At 73.7% G+C, this 14,177-nt stretch carries 11 protein-coding genes; 10 read left to right on the plus strand and 1 reads right to left on the minus strand.

The annotated features are described in order from the left end of the window. Positions 1-127: 127 nt before the first annotated feature. From rsmI to B086_RS0113230, 6 genes are all read left to right on the plus strand, one after another. Complete coding sequence (rsmI, locus tag B086_RS0113205) at positions 128-979, plus strand: 16S rRNA (cytidine(1402)-2'-O)-methyltransferase (RefSeq protein ID WP_026252382.1); 852 nt, start codon at positions 128-130, stop codon at positions 977-979. Between the two features lie 364 nt (positions 980-1,343). After that, positions 1,344-1,796 (plus strand): hypothetical protein, encoded by a 453-nt coding sequence (locus B086_RS0113210; protein WP_018566888.1) that lies wholly within the window; start codon positions 1,344-1,346, stop codon positions 1,794-1,796. Between the two features lie 71 nt (positions 1,797-1,867). Further along, positions 1,868-2,785: a TatD family hydrolase gene (locus tag B086_RS0113215; protein ID WP_018566889.1), complete on the plus strand. Its 918-nt coding sequence runs from the start codon at positions 1,868-1,870 to the stop codon at positions 2,783-2,785. Between the two features lie 162 nt (positions 2,786-2,947). Continuing rightward, positions 2,948-4,420: a resuscitation-promoting factor gene (locus B086_RS0113220; protein WP_018566890.1), complete on the plus strand. Its 1,473-nt coding sequence runs from the start codon at positions 2,948-2,950 to the stop codon at positions 4,418-4,420. Positions 4,421-4,736: 316 nt separating this feature from the next. Then, on the plus strand, positions 4,737-5,627 hold the full coding sequence (gene rsmA, locus B086_RS0113225; protein WP_018566891.1) for a 16S rRNA (adenine(1518)-N(6)/adenine(1519)-N(6))-dimethyltransferase RsmA: 891 nt from the start codon (positions 4,737-4,739) through the stop codon (positions 5,625-5,627). A 68-nt stretch (positions 5,628-5,695) separates the two neighbouring features. Then, the gene (locus B086_RS0113230; RefSeq protein WP_018566892.1) at positions 5,696-6,589 is read left to right on the plus strand and encodes a 4-(cytidine 5'-diphospho)-2-C-methyl-D-erythritol kinase; all 894 of its coding nucleotides are present in this window, start codon (positions 5,696-5,698) and stop codon (positions 6,587-6,589) included. Between the two features lie 6 nt (positions 6,590-6,595). On the opposite strand, the gene B086_RS0113235 is transcribed toward B086_RS0113230, so the two are convergent. After that, positions 6,596-7,186, minus strand: a complete 591-nt coding sequence (locus B086_RS0113235; protein ID WP_037873432.1) for a Uma2 family endonuclease — start codon at positions 7,184-7,186, stop codon at positions 6,596-6,598. Between the two features lie 158 nt (positions 7,187-7,344). On the opposite strand from B086_RS0113235, the gene B086_RS0113240 reads away from it, so the two are divergent. The 4 genes from B086_RS0113240 (at position 7,345) to B086_RS0113255 (ending at position 14,175) form a co-directional block, all read left to right on the plus strand. After that, a complete protein-coding gene (locus B086_RS0113240) occupies positions 7,345-9,156 on the plus strand; it encodes an ABC-F family ATP-binding cassette domain-containing protein (protein ID WP_018566894.1) in 1,812 nt (603 codons plus the stop codon). Positions 9,157-9,399: 243 nt separating this feature from the next. Continuing rightward, positions 9,400-11,340 carry a PQQ-binding-like beta-propeller repeat protein gene (locus B086_RS0113245; RefSeq protein WP_018566895.1) on the plus strand — a complete coding sequence of 647 codons (1,941 nt, stop codon included), beginning with the start codon at positions 9,400-9,402 and terminating at the stop codon, positions 11,338-11,340. 103 nt (positions 11,341-11,443) lie between these two features. Then, positions 11,444-13,321 carry a PQQ-binding-like beta-propeller repeat protein gene (locus B086_RS0113250; protein ID WP_018566896.1) on the plus strand — a complete coding sequence of 626 codons (1,878 nt, stop codon included), beginning with the start codon at positions 11,444-11,446 and terminating at the stop codon, positions 13,319-13,321. A gap of 185 nt (positions 13,322-13,506) precedes the next feature. Beyond that, positions 13,507-14,175: a helix-turn-helix transcriptional regulator gene (locus B086_RS0113255; RefSeq protein WP_018566897.1), complete on the plus strand. Its 669-nt coding sequence runs from the start codon at positions 13,507-13,509 to the stop codon at positions 14,173-14,175. Positions 14,176-14,177: the final 2 nt, after the last annotated feature.

Raw genomic sequence — 14,177 nt, forward strand, 5'->3', positions numbered from 1 at the left:
GCGCCATCGTAGGGAACCGCGCTGTGCGAGTCCCGTGCATGGGCTCCGCCGGGCGTACGCGGTGCCCCGGGGAGGGGCCTCCGGCGGGCGGGCGAGGGGCGGTCGCCGTGCTTGAGAGGATGGGGGCGTGACAGGAACCCTTGTGTTGGCCGGCACCCCCATCGGCGACGTCCAGGACGCGCCGCCCCGGCTCGCCGCGGAGCTGGCCGAGGCGGATGTGATCGCCGCCGAGGACACCCGGCGGATGCGCCGCCTCGCCCAGGCGCTCGGCGTGACCCCGCGCGGGCGTGTCGTGTCGTACTTCGAGGGCAACGAGTCCGCCCGCACCCCGGAGCTGGTCGAGGAGCTGACCGGCGGGGCGCGGGTGCTGCTGGTGACGGACGCGGGCATGCCCTCCGTGTCCGACCCGGGCTACCGGCTGGTCGCGGCGGCCGTCGAGCGGGACGTCCGGGTCACCGCGGTGCCCGGACCGTCCGCGGTGCTCACCGCGCTGGCGCTGTCCGGGCTGCCGGTGGACCGGTTCTGCTTCGAGGGGTTCCTGCCCCGCAAGGCGGGCGAGCGGCGCTCACGGCTGCGGGAGGTCGCCGCCGAGCGGCGCACCCTCGTCTTCTTCGAGTCCACGCACCGCATCGAGGACACCCTCGCGGCGATGGCCGAGGAGTTCGGCGCCGACCGGCGGGCCGCCGTCTGCCGGGAGCTGACCAAGACCTACGAGGAGGTCAGGCGCGGCGGGCTCGGCGAGCTGGCCGCCTGGGCGGTGGAGAACGGCGGGGTGCGCGGCGAGATCACCGTCGTGGTCGAGGGCGCGCCCGAGACCGGTCCTGCGGAGCTCGGCGCCGAGGAGCTGGTGCGGCGGGTGCGGGTCCGCGAGGAGGCGGGCGAGCGGCGCAAGGAGGCCATCGCGGCGGTCGCCGCCGAGGCCGGGCTGCCCAAGCGCGAGGTGTTCGACGCGGTGGTGGCGGCCAAGCACTCCGGCTGAGGTCCCCGAAGGGACACCCGCAGGGAAAGGCGGGGCCGAAGGGGCCTGTGGGGCGGCGGCGCGGTGCGCGCGGTTCGGTTGCGCCGGGTGAAGCGTGTGGACGCGTCTTGACGGCAGCGGTGCTGAGAGATCTTGCTCACACCCCCTCTGAGCAGGGCGTATCTCCCATGAGCGCGCGCCCCATGTGGGAGTAAAGCGGCGTTTCGGGAATGCAAAGCGAGACCGGCCGTTCAGGGGAGCCTTGGGCAAGCAACCCCCAAATCGGATCCAACACTCGACAGGCCCGGTGCGTTCACGCTGGTGGAGGCGTCAACTGGAGGGAGGGACGCACCGTCCCATCGTCCAGCGGACACGAGGAGCTGGCATGAGCGAGATCGCAGGACAGACCGGCCACCGCGGTACGGCCACCGCCGTCGTCAACGAGTCGTACTCCTTCGCCTGCATGCGCTGCGGGCACGGCTGGGAACAGTCGTACGAGATAGAGCACCACACGGACGCCGACGGCGGCGAGTTCGTGCTGTATGTGGCGGAAGGCCGGGTCGTGCCGTCGCCGCTGACGAGGCCCACCTGCAAGAACTGCGACGGGCACGTCGTGCGCATCATGGGCGCCGGGCGGGTCTCGTCCGCGCAGAGCCATCTGCACGAGCGTGAGCACCACCACCGTCAGCAGCAGGCCGAGTCCGTGGCCGAGTCCGCGCCCGGGGAGGAGGCGGCGGACCGGAAGCCGGACGGGGACGGCCAGGGGCACGCGGCCGGTCACGAGCACCACTGGCACCTGTCCGATCTGCTGCACCCGTTCCACCGCAAGGCCGGCTGACGGCACCGGCGCCCGGGAGGGGCGCACGCTGCCGGATCCGCGACGGCACGCCCCTTTCGTAGGATCGGGGCATGTCCTCCAAAGCCCATGGCGGTGACACCGGCGAAGCCCACCGCGGCAATGCCGACAAGAACGCCGCGCCCCCGCTCCCCGAGCCGCTGCGGATACCGGTCGCCGACTCCCACACCCACCTCGACATGCAGTCCGGCACGGTCGAGGAGGGGCTGGCCAAGGCCGCCTCGGTGGGGGTGACCACGGTCGTCCAGGTCGGCTGCGACGTGAACGGCTCGCGCTGGGCCGCCGAGACGGCCGCGGCGCACGCGAACGTCCACGCGGCGGTCGCCCTCCATCCCAACGAGGCGCCCCGGATCGTCCACGGCGACCCGGACGGCTGGTCCCGGCAGGGCGCGCGGCGGCCGGGCGGGGACGCCGCCCTCGACGAGGCGCTCGCCGAGATCGACCGGCTGGCGGCGCTGCCCCAGGTCAAGGGCGTGGGCGAGACCGGCCTCGACTTCTTCCGCACCGGCCCGGCGGGCGTCGCCGCGCAGGAGCGGTCCTTCCGCGCCCACATCGAGATCGCCAAGCGGCACGGCAAGGCGCTCGTCATCCACGACCGGGACGCCCACGCCGATGTGCTGCGCGTCCTCAAGGAGGAGGGCGCCCCCGAGCGGACGGTGTTCCACTGCTACTCGGGCGACGCGGAGATGGCCGAGGTGTGCGCCCGCGCGGGCTACTTCATGTCCTTCGCGGGCAACGTCACCTTCAAGAACGCCCAGAACCTCCGGGACGCCCTCGCCGTCGCCCCGCAGGAGCTGGTCCTGGTGGAGACCGACGCGCCCTTCCTCACCCCGGCGCCCTACCGCGGCCGGCCCAACGCGCCCTATCTGGTGCCGGTGACGGTGCGTGCGATGGCCGCCGTGCGCGGCACCGACGAGGACACGCTGGCCACGGCGCTCGCCGCCAACACCGCCCGCGCCTTCGGCTACTGACGCCGCGGGCGCGCACCGGCGCGCACCGGTACCCGCTGTGCACTGTGCGTAGTCGCGTCGCTTTGGAGAGTGACGGGTGCTCCGCTAGGTTCTGTGGGCCCGATCAGGTACCGGGGCCCGGCCGCCCCGGGCCCGGACCTCGGCCTCCAGGAGTGTGTCGGTGTGAGCAGATCGCCGTACGAGACGTACGAGGCGTACGCGCGGTACGAGGAGACGTACGGGACGACGTACGCGCCCTACGCGCCCTACGAGACATACGCGCCATACGGACACGGAGCGTCAGGGACGTACGGGACGGCCGTTCTGCCCGAGGAGACCCCGGAGACCCGGGAGGCCCCGGAGACCCCGCCCCCGCCTCCCTACCAGGACACCTACCGGCCCGCCTACGAAGTCGCCGCCGAGCGGTCCGGGGCCCGGCGGTCCGCCGTGCGGCCGGTGCTGCCCCGGCAGGTGACCGGTCCGGCCGCACCCGTTGTGCAGGGCGGCACCGGCGGGCGCCGACGGGCGCGGCGGCGCGCGCCGCGGCCCGCGCGGCTGCCGGAGACCGGAGGGCTGCGCAGGCTCCTGCCGCAGGCGCTGGTGGTCGCGTTCCTGGCCGGGGGCACCACCGCGTTCGTCGCCCACGACAAGGCGGTCGAGCTCGACGTCGACGGCAGCCCGCGCAATCTGCACACCTTCGCCGACGACGTGACGGAACTCCTCGCCGAGGAGGGCCTGCGGGTCGGCGCGCACGACAGCGTGGCCCCGGCCCCCGGTACGGCACTCGGCAGCGGTGACGCCGTCGAGGTGCGGTACGGGCGCCCGGTACGGCTCACGCTGGACGGGCAGCGGCACGCGGCGTGGACGACCGCGCGCACGGTCGGCGGAGCGCTCAGGGAGTGGGGGGTGCGCGCGGAGGGCGCGTATCTGTCGGCGGCACGCTCCCAGCGCATCGGACGCACCGGGCTCACGCTCGACGTCCGCACCGAACGCGCCGTCACGGTCATGGCGGACGGCCGCCCGCGCACCGTCCGCACCAACGCGGCGACCGTGCGGGAGGCGGTCGAGGAGGCCGGGGTCACGCTGCGCGGCCAGGACACCACCTCCGTCCCGCAGGACAGCTTCCCGCGCGACGGGCAGACGGTCACCGTGCTGCGGATCACCGGCGGACGGGAGGTGCGCGAGGAGCAGATCCCGTTCGTCGTGCGCCGGGTCGCCGACCCCGGGCTCTTCCGCGGCACCGAGGTCGTGGAGCGCGCCGGGCGGCCCGGGGTGCGCCGGGTCACGTACTCCCTGCGCAGCGTCAACGGCGTACGCCAGCGGCCGCGGCAGATGGGGTCGGAGGTGGTGCGCGCCCCGCGCACGCAGCTCGTGAAGGTCGGCACACGGCCGCATCCGCCGACGGTGCGCGGCGCCGACGGGCTGGACTGGCAGGGGCTCGCGCAGTGCGAGTCGGGCGGCCGCCCGGACGCGGAGGACCCGTCCGGCACGTACGGCGGCCTGTACCAGTTCGACCAGGACACCTGGCACAGCCTCGGCGGCGACGGCCGTCCCCAGGACGCCCCGGCCGAGGAGCAGACGTACCGCGCCAAGAAGCTCTACGTGCAGCGCGGCGCCGCCCCCTGGCCGCAGTGCGGGGACCGGCTGCGGCCTTAGGTCCTGTCGTCAAATTCCCGCCTGCCCCGCGACGCCATGCACGCTCCCCCAAGCTCTTCGAGCAGGGGGGACCCCCACTCGCCGCACCGGGCCCGGACCCGAGTACGTCCAGTACGCGGGTCAGGACCCGGCACTCCCCCGAGCTCTTCGAGCAGGGGGGACCCCCAGAGCACGCACCTGACGCCGCGAGGCCCGCCCTCCGGGCGGACGACGGCAATTTGACGACAGGCCCTAGGCGACCGGCCGCGTCGCCCGAAGGCCCCGGGTGCGGGCGGCGGCAGACGGAGCAGGTGGCCGCGCCCCGTACCCTGGTGCGGTGAGCAGCCCCCTCCCCGACGCCCTGCTGGGCCCCGCCGACATCCGCGAGCTGGCGGCGGCCCTCGGTGTCCGCCCCACCAAGCAGCGCGGCCAGAACTTCGTGATCGACGCGAACACGGTCCGCCGTATCGTCCGCACCGCCGACGTCACCTCCGAGGACGTGGTCGTCGAGGTCGGGCCGGGGCTCGGCTCGCTCACGCTGGGGCTGCTGGAGGCCGCCGACCGGGTCACCGCCGTCGAGATCGACGACGTGCTGGCCGCCGCGCTGCCCGCGACCGTCGCCGCCCGGCTGCCCGAGCGCGCCGGCCGGTTCGCGCTGGTGCACTCCGACGCGATGCACGTCACCGAGCTGCCGGGGCCCGCCCCGACCGCGCTGGTGGCGAACCTGCCGTACAACGTCGCCGTGCCCGTGCTGCTGCACATGCTGGAGACCTTCCCGAGCATCGAGCGCACCCTCGTCATGGTGCAGGCCGAGGTCGCCGACCGGCTCGCCGCCGCCCCCGGCTCGAAGGTGTACGGGGTGCCGTCCGTCAAGGCGAACTGGTACGCCGAGGTCAAGCGGGCCGGTGCCATCGGCCGCAATGTCTTCTGGCCCGCGCCGAACGTCGACAGCGGCCTGGTGTCCCTGGTCCGCCGTGCCGAGCTGCCGAAGACCACCGCGACCAGGCGGGAGGTGTTCGCCGTCGTCGACGCGGCCTTCGCACAGCGCCGCAAGACCTTGCGGGCAGCGCTCGCCGGGTGGGCCGGGTCCGCCGCGGCGGCGGAGGCGGCGCTGGTGGCGGCCGGGGTGTCGCCGCAGGCGCGCGGCGAGTCGCTGACCGTGGCGGAGTTCGCGCGCATCGCGGAGCACGGGCCGCGGGCGCCGCGTCCCGAGCGGCAGCCCGAGTAACGAACCGTCCGGCAGTACGGGCGGCGCCCCGAGCGACGGCCCGCGGAACACAAGGAGCCCGGAAACCAGTGAGCGTCACCGTCCGCGTCCCCGCCAAGGTCAACGTCCAGCTCGCGGTGGGCGCGGCCCGCCCCGACGGCTTCCACGACCTGGCGAACGTCTTCCTGGCCGTCGGCCTGTACGACGAGGTCACCGCCACCGAGGCCGACGAGCTGCGCGTGACCTGCGCGGGCCCGGACGCCGGCCAGGTCCCGCTGGACCGTACGAACCTGGCCGCCCGCGCCGCCGAGAAGCTCGCCGAGCGGTACGGCCGCGACCCCGGCGTCCATCTGCACATCGCCAAGGACATCCCGGTGGCCGGCGGCATGGCGGGCGGCAGCGCGGACGGCGCGGGCGCCCTGCTGGCCTGCGACGTGCTGTGGGGGACCGGCGCCTCCCGCGACGAACTGCTCGACATCTGCGCCGAACTCGGCAGCGACGTGCCCTTCAGCCTGGTCGGCGGCGCCGCGCTGGGCACCGGGCGCGGGGAGCGGCTGACGGCGCTGGAGGTGGGCGGCACCTTCCACTGGGTCTTCGCCGTCGCCGACGGCGGGCTGTCCACCCCGGCGGTCTACGGCGAGTTCGACCGCCTCAACGAAGGCGTGCGGATCCCGGAACCGGTCGCCTCCGACGCCCTCCTGGCCGCCCTCGCCAAGGGCGACCCGCACGCCCTCGCCGCCACCCTGGCCAACGACCTCCAGCCCGCCGCCCTCTCCCTGCGCCCGTCCCTCGCCGCCACCCTGGCCGCCGGCCGCGCCGCCGGGGCCCTGGCCGGCCTGGTCTCCGGCTCGGGCCCCACGACGGCCTTCCTGGTCCCCGACGAGCAGACCGCCGCCCGCGTCGCCGACGCCCTCCTCGCCTCGGACACCTGCCGCGCCGCCCGGGTCACGCGGTCCCCGGCGGCGGGAGCCGTGCTGGTGTGAGGGGGCTCAGATCCGGTCGAAGGCTGTCAGGTCGATCTCGATGTCATAGGGCACGGTGACTTTGATCTGGTCCCGGTGCATCCCCATGTGCACGTACGACCTGGTGAGGGGGTCGATCTCGTAGACATGGACGACCGGGCCTCCTCCGCTGCCGCCTCGTTCGACGCGCCAGTAGTTGGGGATTCCCGCTGACGCGTACTTGTAAGGCTTGGTCGTGCGGTCGCGGGACTCGGACTCCGGGGAGACGACTTCGACAGCGAGGACCACGTCCTCGGCCTTGTACCGCGTCCTGTCGGTTCCCGCTCCTGCGGCGCGGAGCACGCTGACGTCGGGTTCGGGCGCGTTTCGATCGTCCAGTACCACGGTCATCTCACGCCGGACCCGCAGATCCTCCGGGGCGGTACGGCGCAGCCCGGTCACCAGCAGGTCGATGACGACGGTGTGGAACTCCCGCTGCGGACTCACGAAGATCAGGCTCCCGTCGAGCAACTCGGTGTGCGGCGGGAGTCCGTGCAGAGTGAACAGGTCGTCCACGGTGTAGCCGTCCAGCGGTGGCAGCGGCCAGTGGCCGTACTGCTGCACAGGCTCGGCAGTCATAGTTCCTCCCATGAGCGGGATCCTGCTGTCTGCGTCACCACCGTAGCCGTCCGTTCCCGGTCAGGTCATCACGAAGAGTGAGGACACTCCCACGCTCCGGCCCCCGTTCCGCAGGCCCTACGCTTGACAGTCGATCCATCCCCCCGGGCAGGAGTGAAATGGCCGTCAATCTGGTCAATGTCGAGAACGTCAGCAAGGTGTACGGAACGCGTGCGCTGCTCGACGGGGTGTCGCTCGGCGTGTCCGAAGGGGACCGGATCGGGGTCGTCGGGCGCAACGGGGACGGCAAGACGACGCTGATCAGGATGCTGGCCAAGGCGGAGGAGGCCGACTCCGGGCGGGTCACGCACGCGGGCGGGCTGCGGCTCGGCGTGCTCACGCAGCACGACTCGCTGGACCCGGAGGCGACCGTGCGGCACGAGGTCATCGGGGACCTCGCCGACCACGAGTGGGCGGGCAACGCGAAGATCCGCGATGTGCTGACCGGGCTGTTCGGCGGGCTCGACCTGCCGGGCTTCCCCAAGGGTCTGGACACCGTGATCGCCCCGCTCTCCGGCGGTGAGCGCCGCCGGATCGCGCTGGCCAAGCTGCTCATCGAGGAGCAGGACCTGCTCGTCCTGGACGAGCCCACCAACCACCTCGACGTCGAGGGCATCGCCTGGCTCGCCGCCCATCTGCGCGAGCGCCGCTCCGCGCTGGTGTGCGTCACCCACGACCGCTGGTTCCTCGACCAGGTCTGCACCCGCATGTGGGACGTGCAGCGCGGCACCGTCTACGAGTACGAGGGCGGCTACTCCGACTACGTCTTCGCGCGCGCCGAGCGCGAGCGCATCGCCGCCACCGAGGAGACCAAGCGGCAGAACCTGGTCCGCAAGGAGCTGGCCTGGCTGCGCCGCGGCGCCCCCGCCCGTACGTCCAAGCCGCGCTTCCGGGTGGAGGCCGCCAACGAGCTGATCAAGGACGTGCCGCCGCCGCGCGACAGCAGCGAGCTGATGAAGTTCGCGTCGTCCCGGCTGGGCAAGTCCGTCTTCGACCTGGAGGACGTGACCATCCAGGCCGGGCCCAAGGTGCTCCTCGAACACGTCACCTGGCAGCTCGGCCCCGGCGACCGCATCGGCCTGGTCGGCGTCAACGGCGCGGGCAAGACCTCCCTGCTGCGGGCCATGGAGCAGGCGGCGCGCACCGAGGGTGAGGCGCAGCCCGCGGGCGGCCGGATCGCCGTCGGCCGGACCGTCAAGCTGGCCTACCTCTCCCAGGAGGTCGCCGAACTCGACCCGTCCTTGCGGGTGCTGGAGGCCGTGCAGCAGGTCCGTGAGCGCGTCGACCTCGGCAAGGGCCGGGAGATGACCGCCGGACAGCTGTGCGAGACGTTCGGCTTCGGCAAGGAGAAGCAGTGGACGCCGGTCGGCGACCTGTCCGGCGGTGAGCGGCGGCGGCTGCAACTGCTGCGCCTGCTCATGGACGAGCCCAACGTCCTCTTCCTCGACGAGCCCACCAACGACCTCGACATCGAGACCCTGACCCAGCTGGAGGACCTGCTCGACGGCTGGCCCGGCTCGATGATCGTCATCTCCCACGACCGGTTCTTCGTCGAGCGCACCACCGACACGGTGCAGGCGCTGCTGGGTGACGGCACGCTGCGGATGCTGCCGCGCGGCATCGACGAGTACCTGGAGCGCCGCCACCGCATGGAGCAGCAGGCCGCCGCCGCGTCCGCCCCGGCCCCGGCGGCCGGGTCCGCCGCACCCGAGCGGAGCGCCGCCGAACTGCGCGCGGCGAAGAAGGAACTCCAGAAGATCGAGCGGCAGTTGGACCGCGTCTCCGAGAAGGAGAGCACCCTGCACGCCCGGATCGCCGAGCACGCCACCGACTTCGCGAAGGTGGCCGAACTCGACGCCGAGCTGCGCGATCTGGTGGGGGAGCGCGAGGAACTGGAACTGCGCTGGCTCGAACTCGCCGAGGACGCATAGCGGGTGTGACGGCGCACGCGCGCCGTGTGAACGGCGCGTGAAGGCGCGCACGGGCGCGTAACGAGGCCATCACAGGCCGGTTCTCCCTTGGGAACAGGGACGGGTACGGCACGGTGGGGTGTCGGCGGCCAGTGATAGAAAGGGCCGTCCGGACCCTGTCCGGACACGTCCGCGTACGACTCTGCGTCCACCACGGATCTCAGGGCGTGGCTAAAAATCAGTGAACGAGGGGGGAACGCGCTGATGACTCAGCCGCCCAGTCAGCCGCCGCAGGGCGGCTTCGGAGCACCGCCGCCACAGGACGGCGCTTCGCAGCCGCAACCACCGCAGAGCGGCGGGTCCGGCCCCGCGGGCGATCCGCGGCAGGCCACACCCCCGCCTCCGTCCCAGCCGCCGCAGCCGCCCCCGGGCGCGCCGCAGCTGTCGAAGACCCCGCCGCCCTCCGGTCCCCCGCAGCCACCGTCCGGCCCCCCGCAGCCCGCGCCCGGCTACGGCTACCCGCAGCCGCAGCCGGGGTACGGCTACCCGCAGCAGCCCGGCCCGTACGGCCGGCCGGGTCCCTACGGCGCCCAGCCCGGCCCCCACAACGCGCCCACCGTGCCCGGCGGTCCCGCGGCCGGACCGTACGGCCCGCCGCAGCAGCCGGGTCCGTACGGGCAGCAGCCCGGGTACGGCTATCCGCCGCCGCAGTTCCCCGGAGGGCCCGGCACCCCGCCGCCCGGCGGTGGCTCCCGCAACCCCTTCAAGGGCAGGCCCGCGGTGATCATCGGTGCCGCGGTGGCCGCGCTGCTCGTGGTCGGCGGCACCGTGTGGGCCGTCACCGGCGGCGGAGACGGTGACGGCGGCAAGAAGCCGGTCGCGGACAAGAGCGGTGACGCCAAGGCGTCGGGCTCGGCCGCCCCCGCGTCCGACGCCCCGGTCAACCCGGGCGACGGCGAGGGCGCCGGCGGCGGCAAGGACGCGAACGACCTCAACGCCGGCCGCAAGGCGGGCGAGGCCCGGGTGCTCTGGTACAAGGAGGCCCCGGACGCCCCCAACGGCGGCGCCGAGGCCCCCGGCATGTGGATCACCGGCAAGGCGGCGGTGAAGGCGGCGTACAAGCAGGTCTTCGCGTACAACGTCGGCGACGGCAACCCCACCTGGGCCCCGGTCACCTTCCCGCAGAAGATCTGCGCGGTGACCGAGCAGAAGACGGCCGACGACAAGGCCGTCATCGCGTACATGAGCGGCAGCAGCGACCGTGCCAAGTGCAACCAGCTCCAGCAGCTCGACCTGAACACCGGCAAGCTGGGCTGGAAGGCGCAGATCGGCGACGGCGCCCTGTTCGACAGCGCGCTCACCATCGAGCTGTCCGTCACCGGCAAGACGCTGATGGTCGGCCGCTCGCAGTCGGGCGTCGCGTACAACGTGGACACCGGCGCCAAGATGTACGAGAAGAAGCGGTACGGCGAGGCGTGCTTCCCGACCGCGTTCGCGGGCGGCCCGAAGCTGGTCTCGGTCGCCTCCTGCGGGGCGGGCGGCGCCAACGCCCACGACGAGGTGCAGGAGCTCGACCCGGCCACCGGCAGGGCCAGGTGGACGCGGAAGATCCCCAAGGGCTGGACGGTCCAGCGGACCTACTCCGTCGATCCGCTCGTCCTGTACTCGACCGACGAGGACAAGAAGCACTGGAACCTCTCGACCCTGAACAACGACGGTTCGGTGCGCTCGCAGGCCGACGTCAAGGGGACCTTCGCGCCCGAGTGCGGCTGGGCCATCCTCAACCGCGACCTCCAGGGCTGCCAGGGTGTGGCGGCCGACGCCGACACCCTCTACCTGCCCACCAAGGCGACCACCGGGCCCAATGAGATCGTCGCGGTCAACCTCTCCACCGGCAAGGAGAAGTGGCGCGTCAAGTCCCCCTCGGACACCACGATGCTGCCGGTCAGGGCGGAGAACGGACAGCTCGTCGCGTACGTCGAGCCGTCCTACGACCAGGGCGGCCGGGTCGTGTCCCTGCCGACCGCGGGCACGACCCACACCCCGGCCACGCTGCTCCAGAACCCCCAGGGCACCGCGGAGATCGAGAACGGCTTCTTCTCCCGTGACATCGACTGGGTCGACGGCCGGTTCTACCTCTCCACCACCCGCCTGAACGGCAGCGACAAGGCCAAGGAGAAGCTGATGCTCGCCTTCGCCAAGTAGACAGGCGCCCCACCCCCCGGCACGCCGCCCGTGTGCCGGGGGCCGTTCCGGTGCCGTCCTCCTTGTCCCCGTCGTCCCCCGTCGTCCAGAGGTGCATCCGCCCATGACCCAGCCGCCGCCCCCGCCGCCCCAGCAGCCGCCGCACCAGGGCGGGTTCGGCCCGCCCCCCGGCGGGCAGCCCCAGGACCAGCAGCCCGAGCAGCCCGGCTTCGGCGCTCCGCAGCCGCCCCCGCCCACCGCGCCCGGTTTCGGCGCCCCGCAGACGCCCCCGCCCGCCGGTCCGCCGCAGCCCGCGCCCGGCTACGGCTACCCGCAGACGCCCCCGCCGCAGCAGCCCCAGCCCCCGGCGGGCTACGGCTACCCGGCCCCGACGCCCGCCCCGAACACGTACGGCGCACCGCAGCCCGGCTACGGGTACGGCCAGCCGGGGCAGCCCGCTCCCGGGCAGCCCACCCAGCCCGGCTACGGGTACCCCGGACAGCCGCCCGCCGCGACGCAGCCGCAGACCGCGGTGCCGGGCGGCGGCGCGGGCGGCGGCGGGAAGAACAAGCAGCTGCTGATCGTCGTGGCGGCCGTCGCCGCCATCGCGCTGATCGTCGGCGGCGGCGTCTGGTACGCCAAGTCCGGTGACGGCGACGGCAAGCAGGACACCGCGTCCAGCGGCGGCACCACCGGCGGCGACGCGGGCGGCAAGTCCGGCACCGGCACCGGCGGCACCTCGGCCGGCGGCAAGGAGAAGGCCCCCGCCGACACCGCGGCCAAGGTCCTCTACCAGGTGCCGATGCCGGTCGTCACCGACACGGCCGCCACCACCGGCTCCTGGCTCACCGACAAGGTGTACGCCAAGTCCGGGTTCGGCGACATCACCGGCTACGACCCGGCCAAGGGCACCAAGCTGTGGACGCTGAAGCTGCCGGGACCGGTCTGCCAGACCACCCGCCACATCACGGCGGACGGCAGGACGGCGATCCTGTACGAGCCGGCCATGCCGACCAAGGCCAAGCCCTCGCACGGTTGCAGCCAGCTCGCGGTGATCGACCTCACGGCCGGGAAGAAGCTGTGGACCCACGAGGTCAAGTCCGGTGACCAGCCGGTCAACCTCAGCAACGTGACCATCGGCGGCACCACCGTCGCCGTCGGCAGCACCAACGGCGGCGCCGCCTTCACCGTCGCCGACGGCAAGCCGCTGTGGTCCCCCAAGCCGGACGACACCTGCTACGACGCCGGTTACGGCGGCGGCGACAAGCTGGTCGCGGTGCGCAAGTGCGGCACCTACGGCCAGCGCCAGCTGCACATCCAGAGCATCGACCCCACCTCGGGCAAGGTCCTCTCGGACTACAAGCTGGCGCAGGGCATCGAGTACGCGGGCATCGTCTCCACCGACCCGCTCGTCGTCGCGGCCGACCTCGGCGGCGACCACGGCATCTCGGACTTCTTCGCCCTCGACGGCGCCACCGGCAAGCTGCGCTCGCACATCACCGCGCCCGGCGACCAGTACGGCGGCCGCTGCGACGCGATCAGCCGGATCGAGTACTGCTCGGGCATGGTGGTCGGCAACGACCGGCTCTACCTGGGGACCGAGCAGCACGCGGGCAGCGGCGACCACGGCCAGACCAACGAGATCGTCGCGTTCGACCTGGCCACCGGGCGCCAGACCGGCCAGCGCGCGGACGCGGGCGACGGCTACCAGATCTACCCGCTGCGCATGGACGGCGGCGCCCTGCTCGCCTACAAGCGCCCGCCCTACGACAAGGGCGGCCAGGTGGTGAGCATCGACGGCAACAGCTTCAAGGAGACCGTCCTGCTGGAGAACCCGGCCGACCGGGACGTGCGGTCCGCAGAGACCGCCATGTCCCCGGACTACGCGGAGATCCTCTACGGCCGGGGCCGCCTCTACATGTCGGCGGTCTACGCCCACAAGCCGCGTTCGTCGGCCTACGGCAAGGAGTACCTGGCGCTCGTCTTCGGCACGTCCGGCTGACCGGCGCCGCCCGCACGGCCCCGCCCCCCGGTGGTCCGGGGGGCGGGGCCGTGCGCGTACCGGGCCGCGCTCCGGGGGCGCTTCCGCGCGCCGGGTGTTTTCGGCGATCCGGGGCACTTCTCGCCGGTAGGGGCAGCGCGGTACGGGGCGAGCGTGTAGCTTCCGGGGGGAACTGGGGGGTGCCGATGGGAGCGCGGCTCATGGTGGTCGACGACCACCGACTGCTCGCCGAGGCGCTGGCCTCGGCGCTGAAGCTGCGGGGACACCGGGTGCTGGCCGCGGCGGCGCCCGCGGCGGGCGCGGCGGAGCTGGTCATCAGCCGTGCCCCGGAGGTGTGCCTGCTGGGTACGGCGACACCGGCCGAGCCGGGTGCGTTCGACCCCGTCGTGCGGATCAAGCAGGAGCGCCCGCAGGTGGCGGTGGTCGTGCTGGGCCCCGTTCCCTCGCCCCGGGGCATCGCGGCGGCCTTCGCCGCCGGTGCCTCCGGCTATGTCCGGCACGACGAGCGGATAGAGGGCGTCGAGCGGGCGATCACCAAGGCGCGCGCCGGTGAGGCGGCGGTGGCGCCGCAACTGCTCCAGGGCGCCTTCGCCGATCTGCTGAACCCGGCCGCCCAGCCGGACGACGAGGGGCAGCGGCTGCTGGCGGTCCTCACGCCCCGCGAGGTGGAGGTGCTGGTGCGGGTCGCCGAGGGCGAGGACACCCGGCTGATCGCGGCCGGCATGGGCATCGCCCCGAGCACCGCCCGCACCCATGTGCAGCGCGTGCTGATGAAGCTGGGCGTCGGCTCCCGCCTGGAGGCGGCCGCCCTGGCGGCCCGCACGGGTCTGCTGGACCGCGCGGGCCGCACCTGACC

It is taken from the genome of Streptomyces sp. PsTaAH-124, assembly GCF_000373685.1.
In the GTDB taxonomy this organism is placed as follows: domain Bacteria; phylum Actinomycetota; class Actinomycetes; order Streptomycetales; family Streptomycetaceae; genus Streptomyces; species Streptomyces andamanensis.

Excerpts from the sequence above, each read along its gene's own strand:
- B086_RS0113210 (WP_018566888.1), top strand. The coding sequence starts at position 1,344 with ATGAGCGAGATCGCAGGACAGACCGGCCACCGCGGTACGGCCACCGCC.
- B086_RS0113215 (WP_018566889.1), top strand. The coding sequence starts at position 1,868 with ATGTCCTCCAAAGCCCATGGCGGTGACACCGGCGAAGCCCACCGCGGC.
- B086_RS0113235 (WP_037873432.1), bottom strand. The coding sequence starts at position 7,186 with ATGACTGCCGAGCCTGTGCAGCAGTACGGCCACTGGCCGCTGCCACCG.
- B086_RS0113240 (WP_018566894.1), top strand. The coding sequence starts at position 7,345 with ATGGCCGTCAATCTGGTCAATGTCGAGAACGTCAGCAAGGTGTACGGA.
- B086_RS0113245 (WP_018566895.1), top strand. The coding sequence starts at position 9,400 with ATGACTCAGCCGCCCAGTCAGCCGCCGCAGGGCGGCTTCGGAGCACCG.
- B086_RS0113250 (WP_018566896.1), top strand. The coding sequence starts at position 11,444 with ATGACCCAGCCGCCGCCCCCGCCGCCCCAGCAGCCGCCGCACCAGGGC.
- B086_RS0113255 (WP_018566897.1), top strand. The coding sequence starts at position 13,507 with ATGGGAGCGCGGCTCATGGTGGTCGACGACCACCGACTGCTCGCCGAG.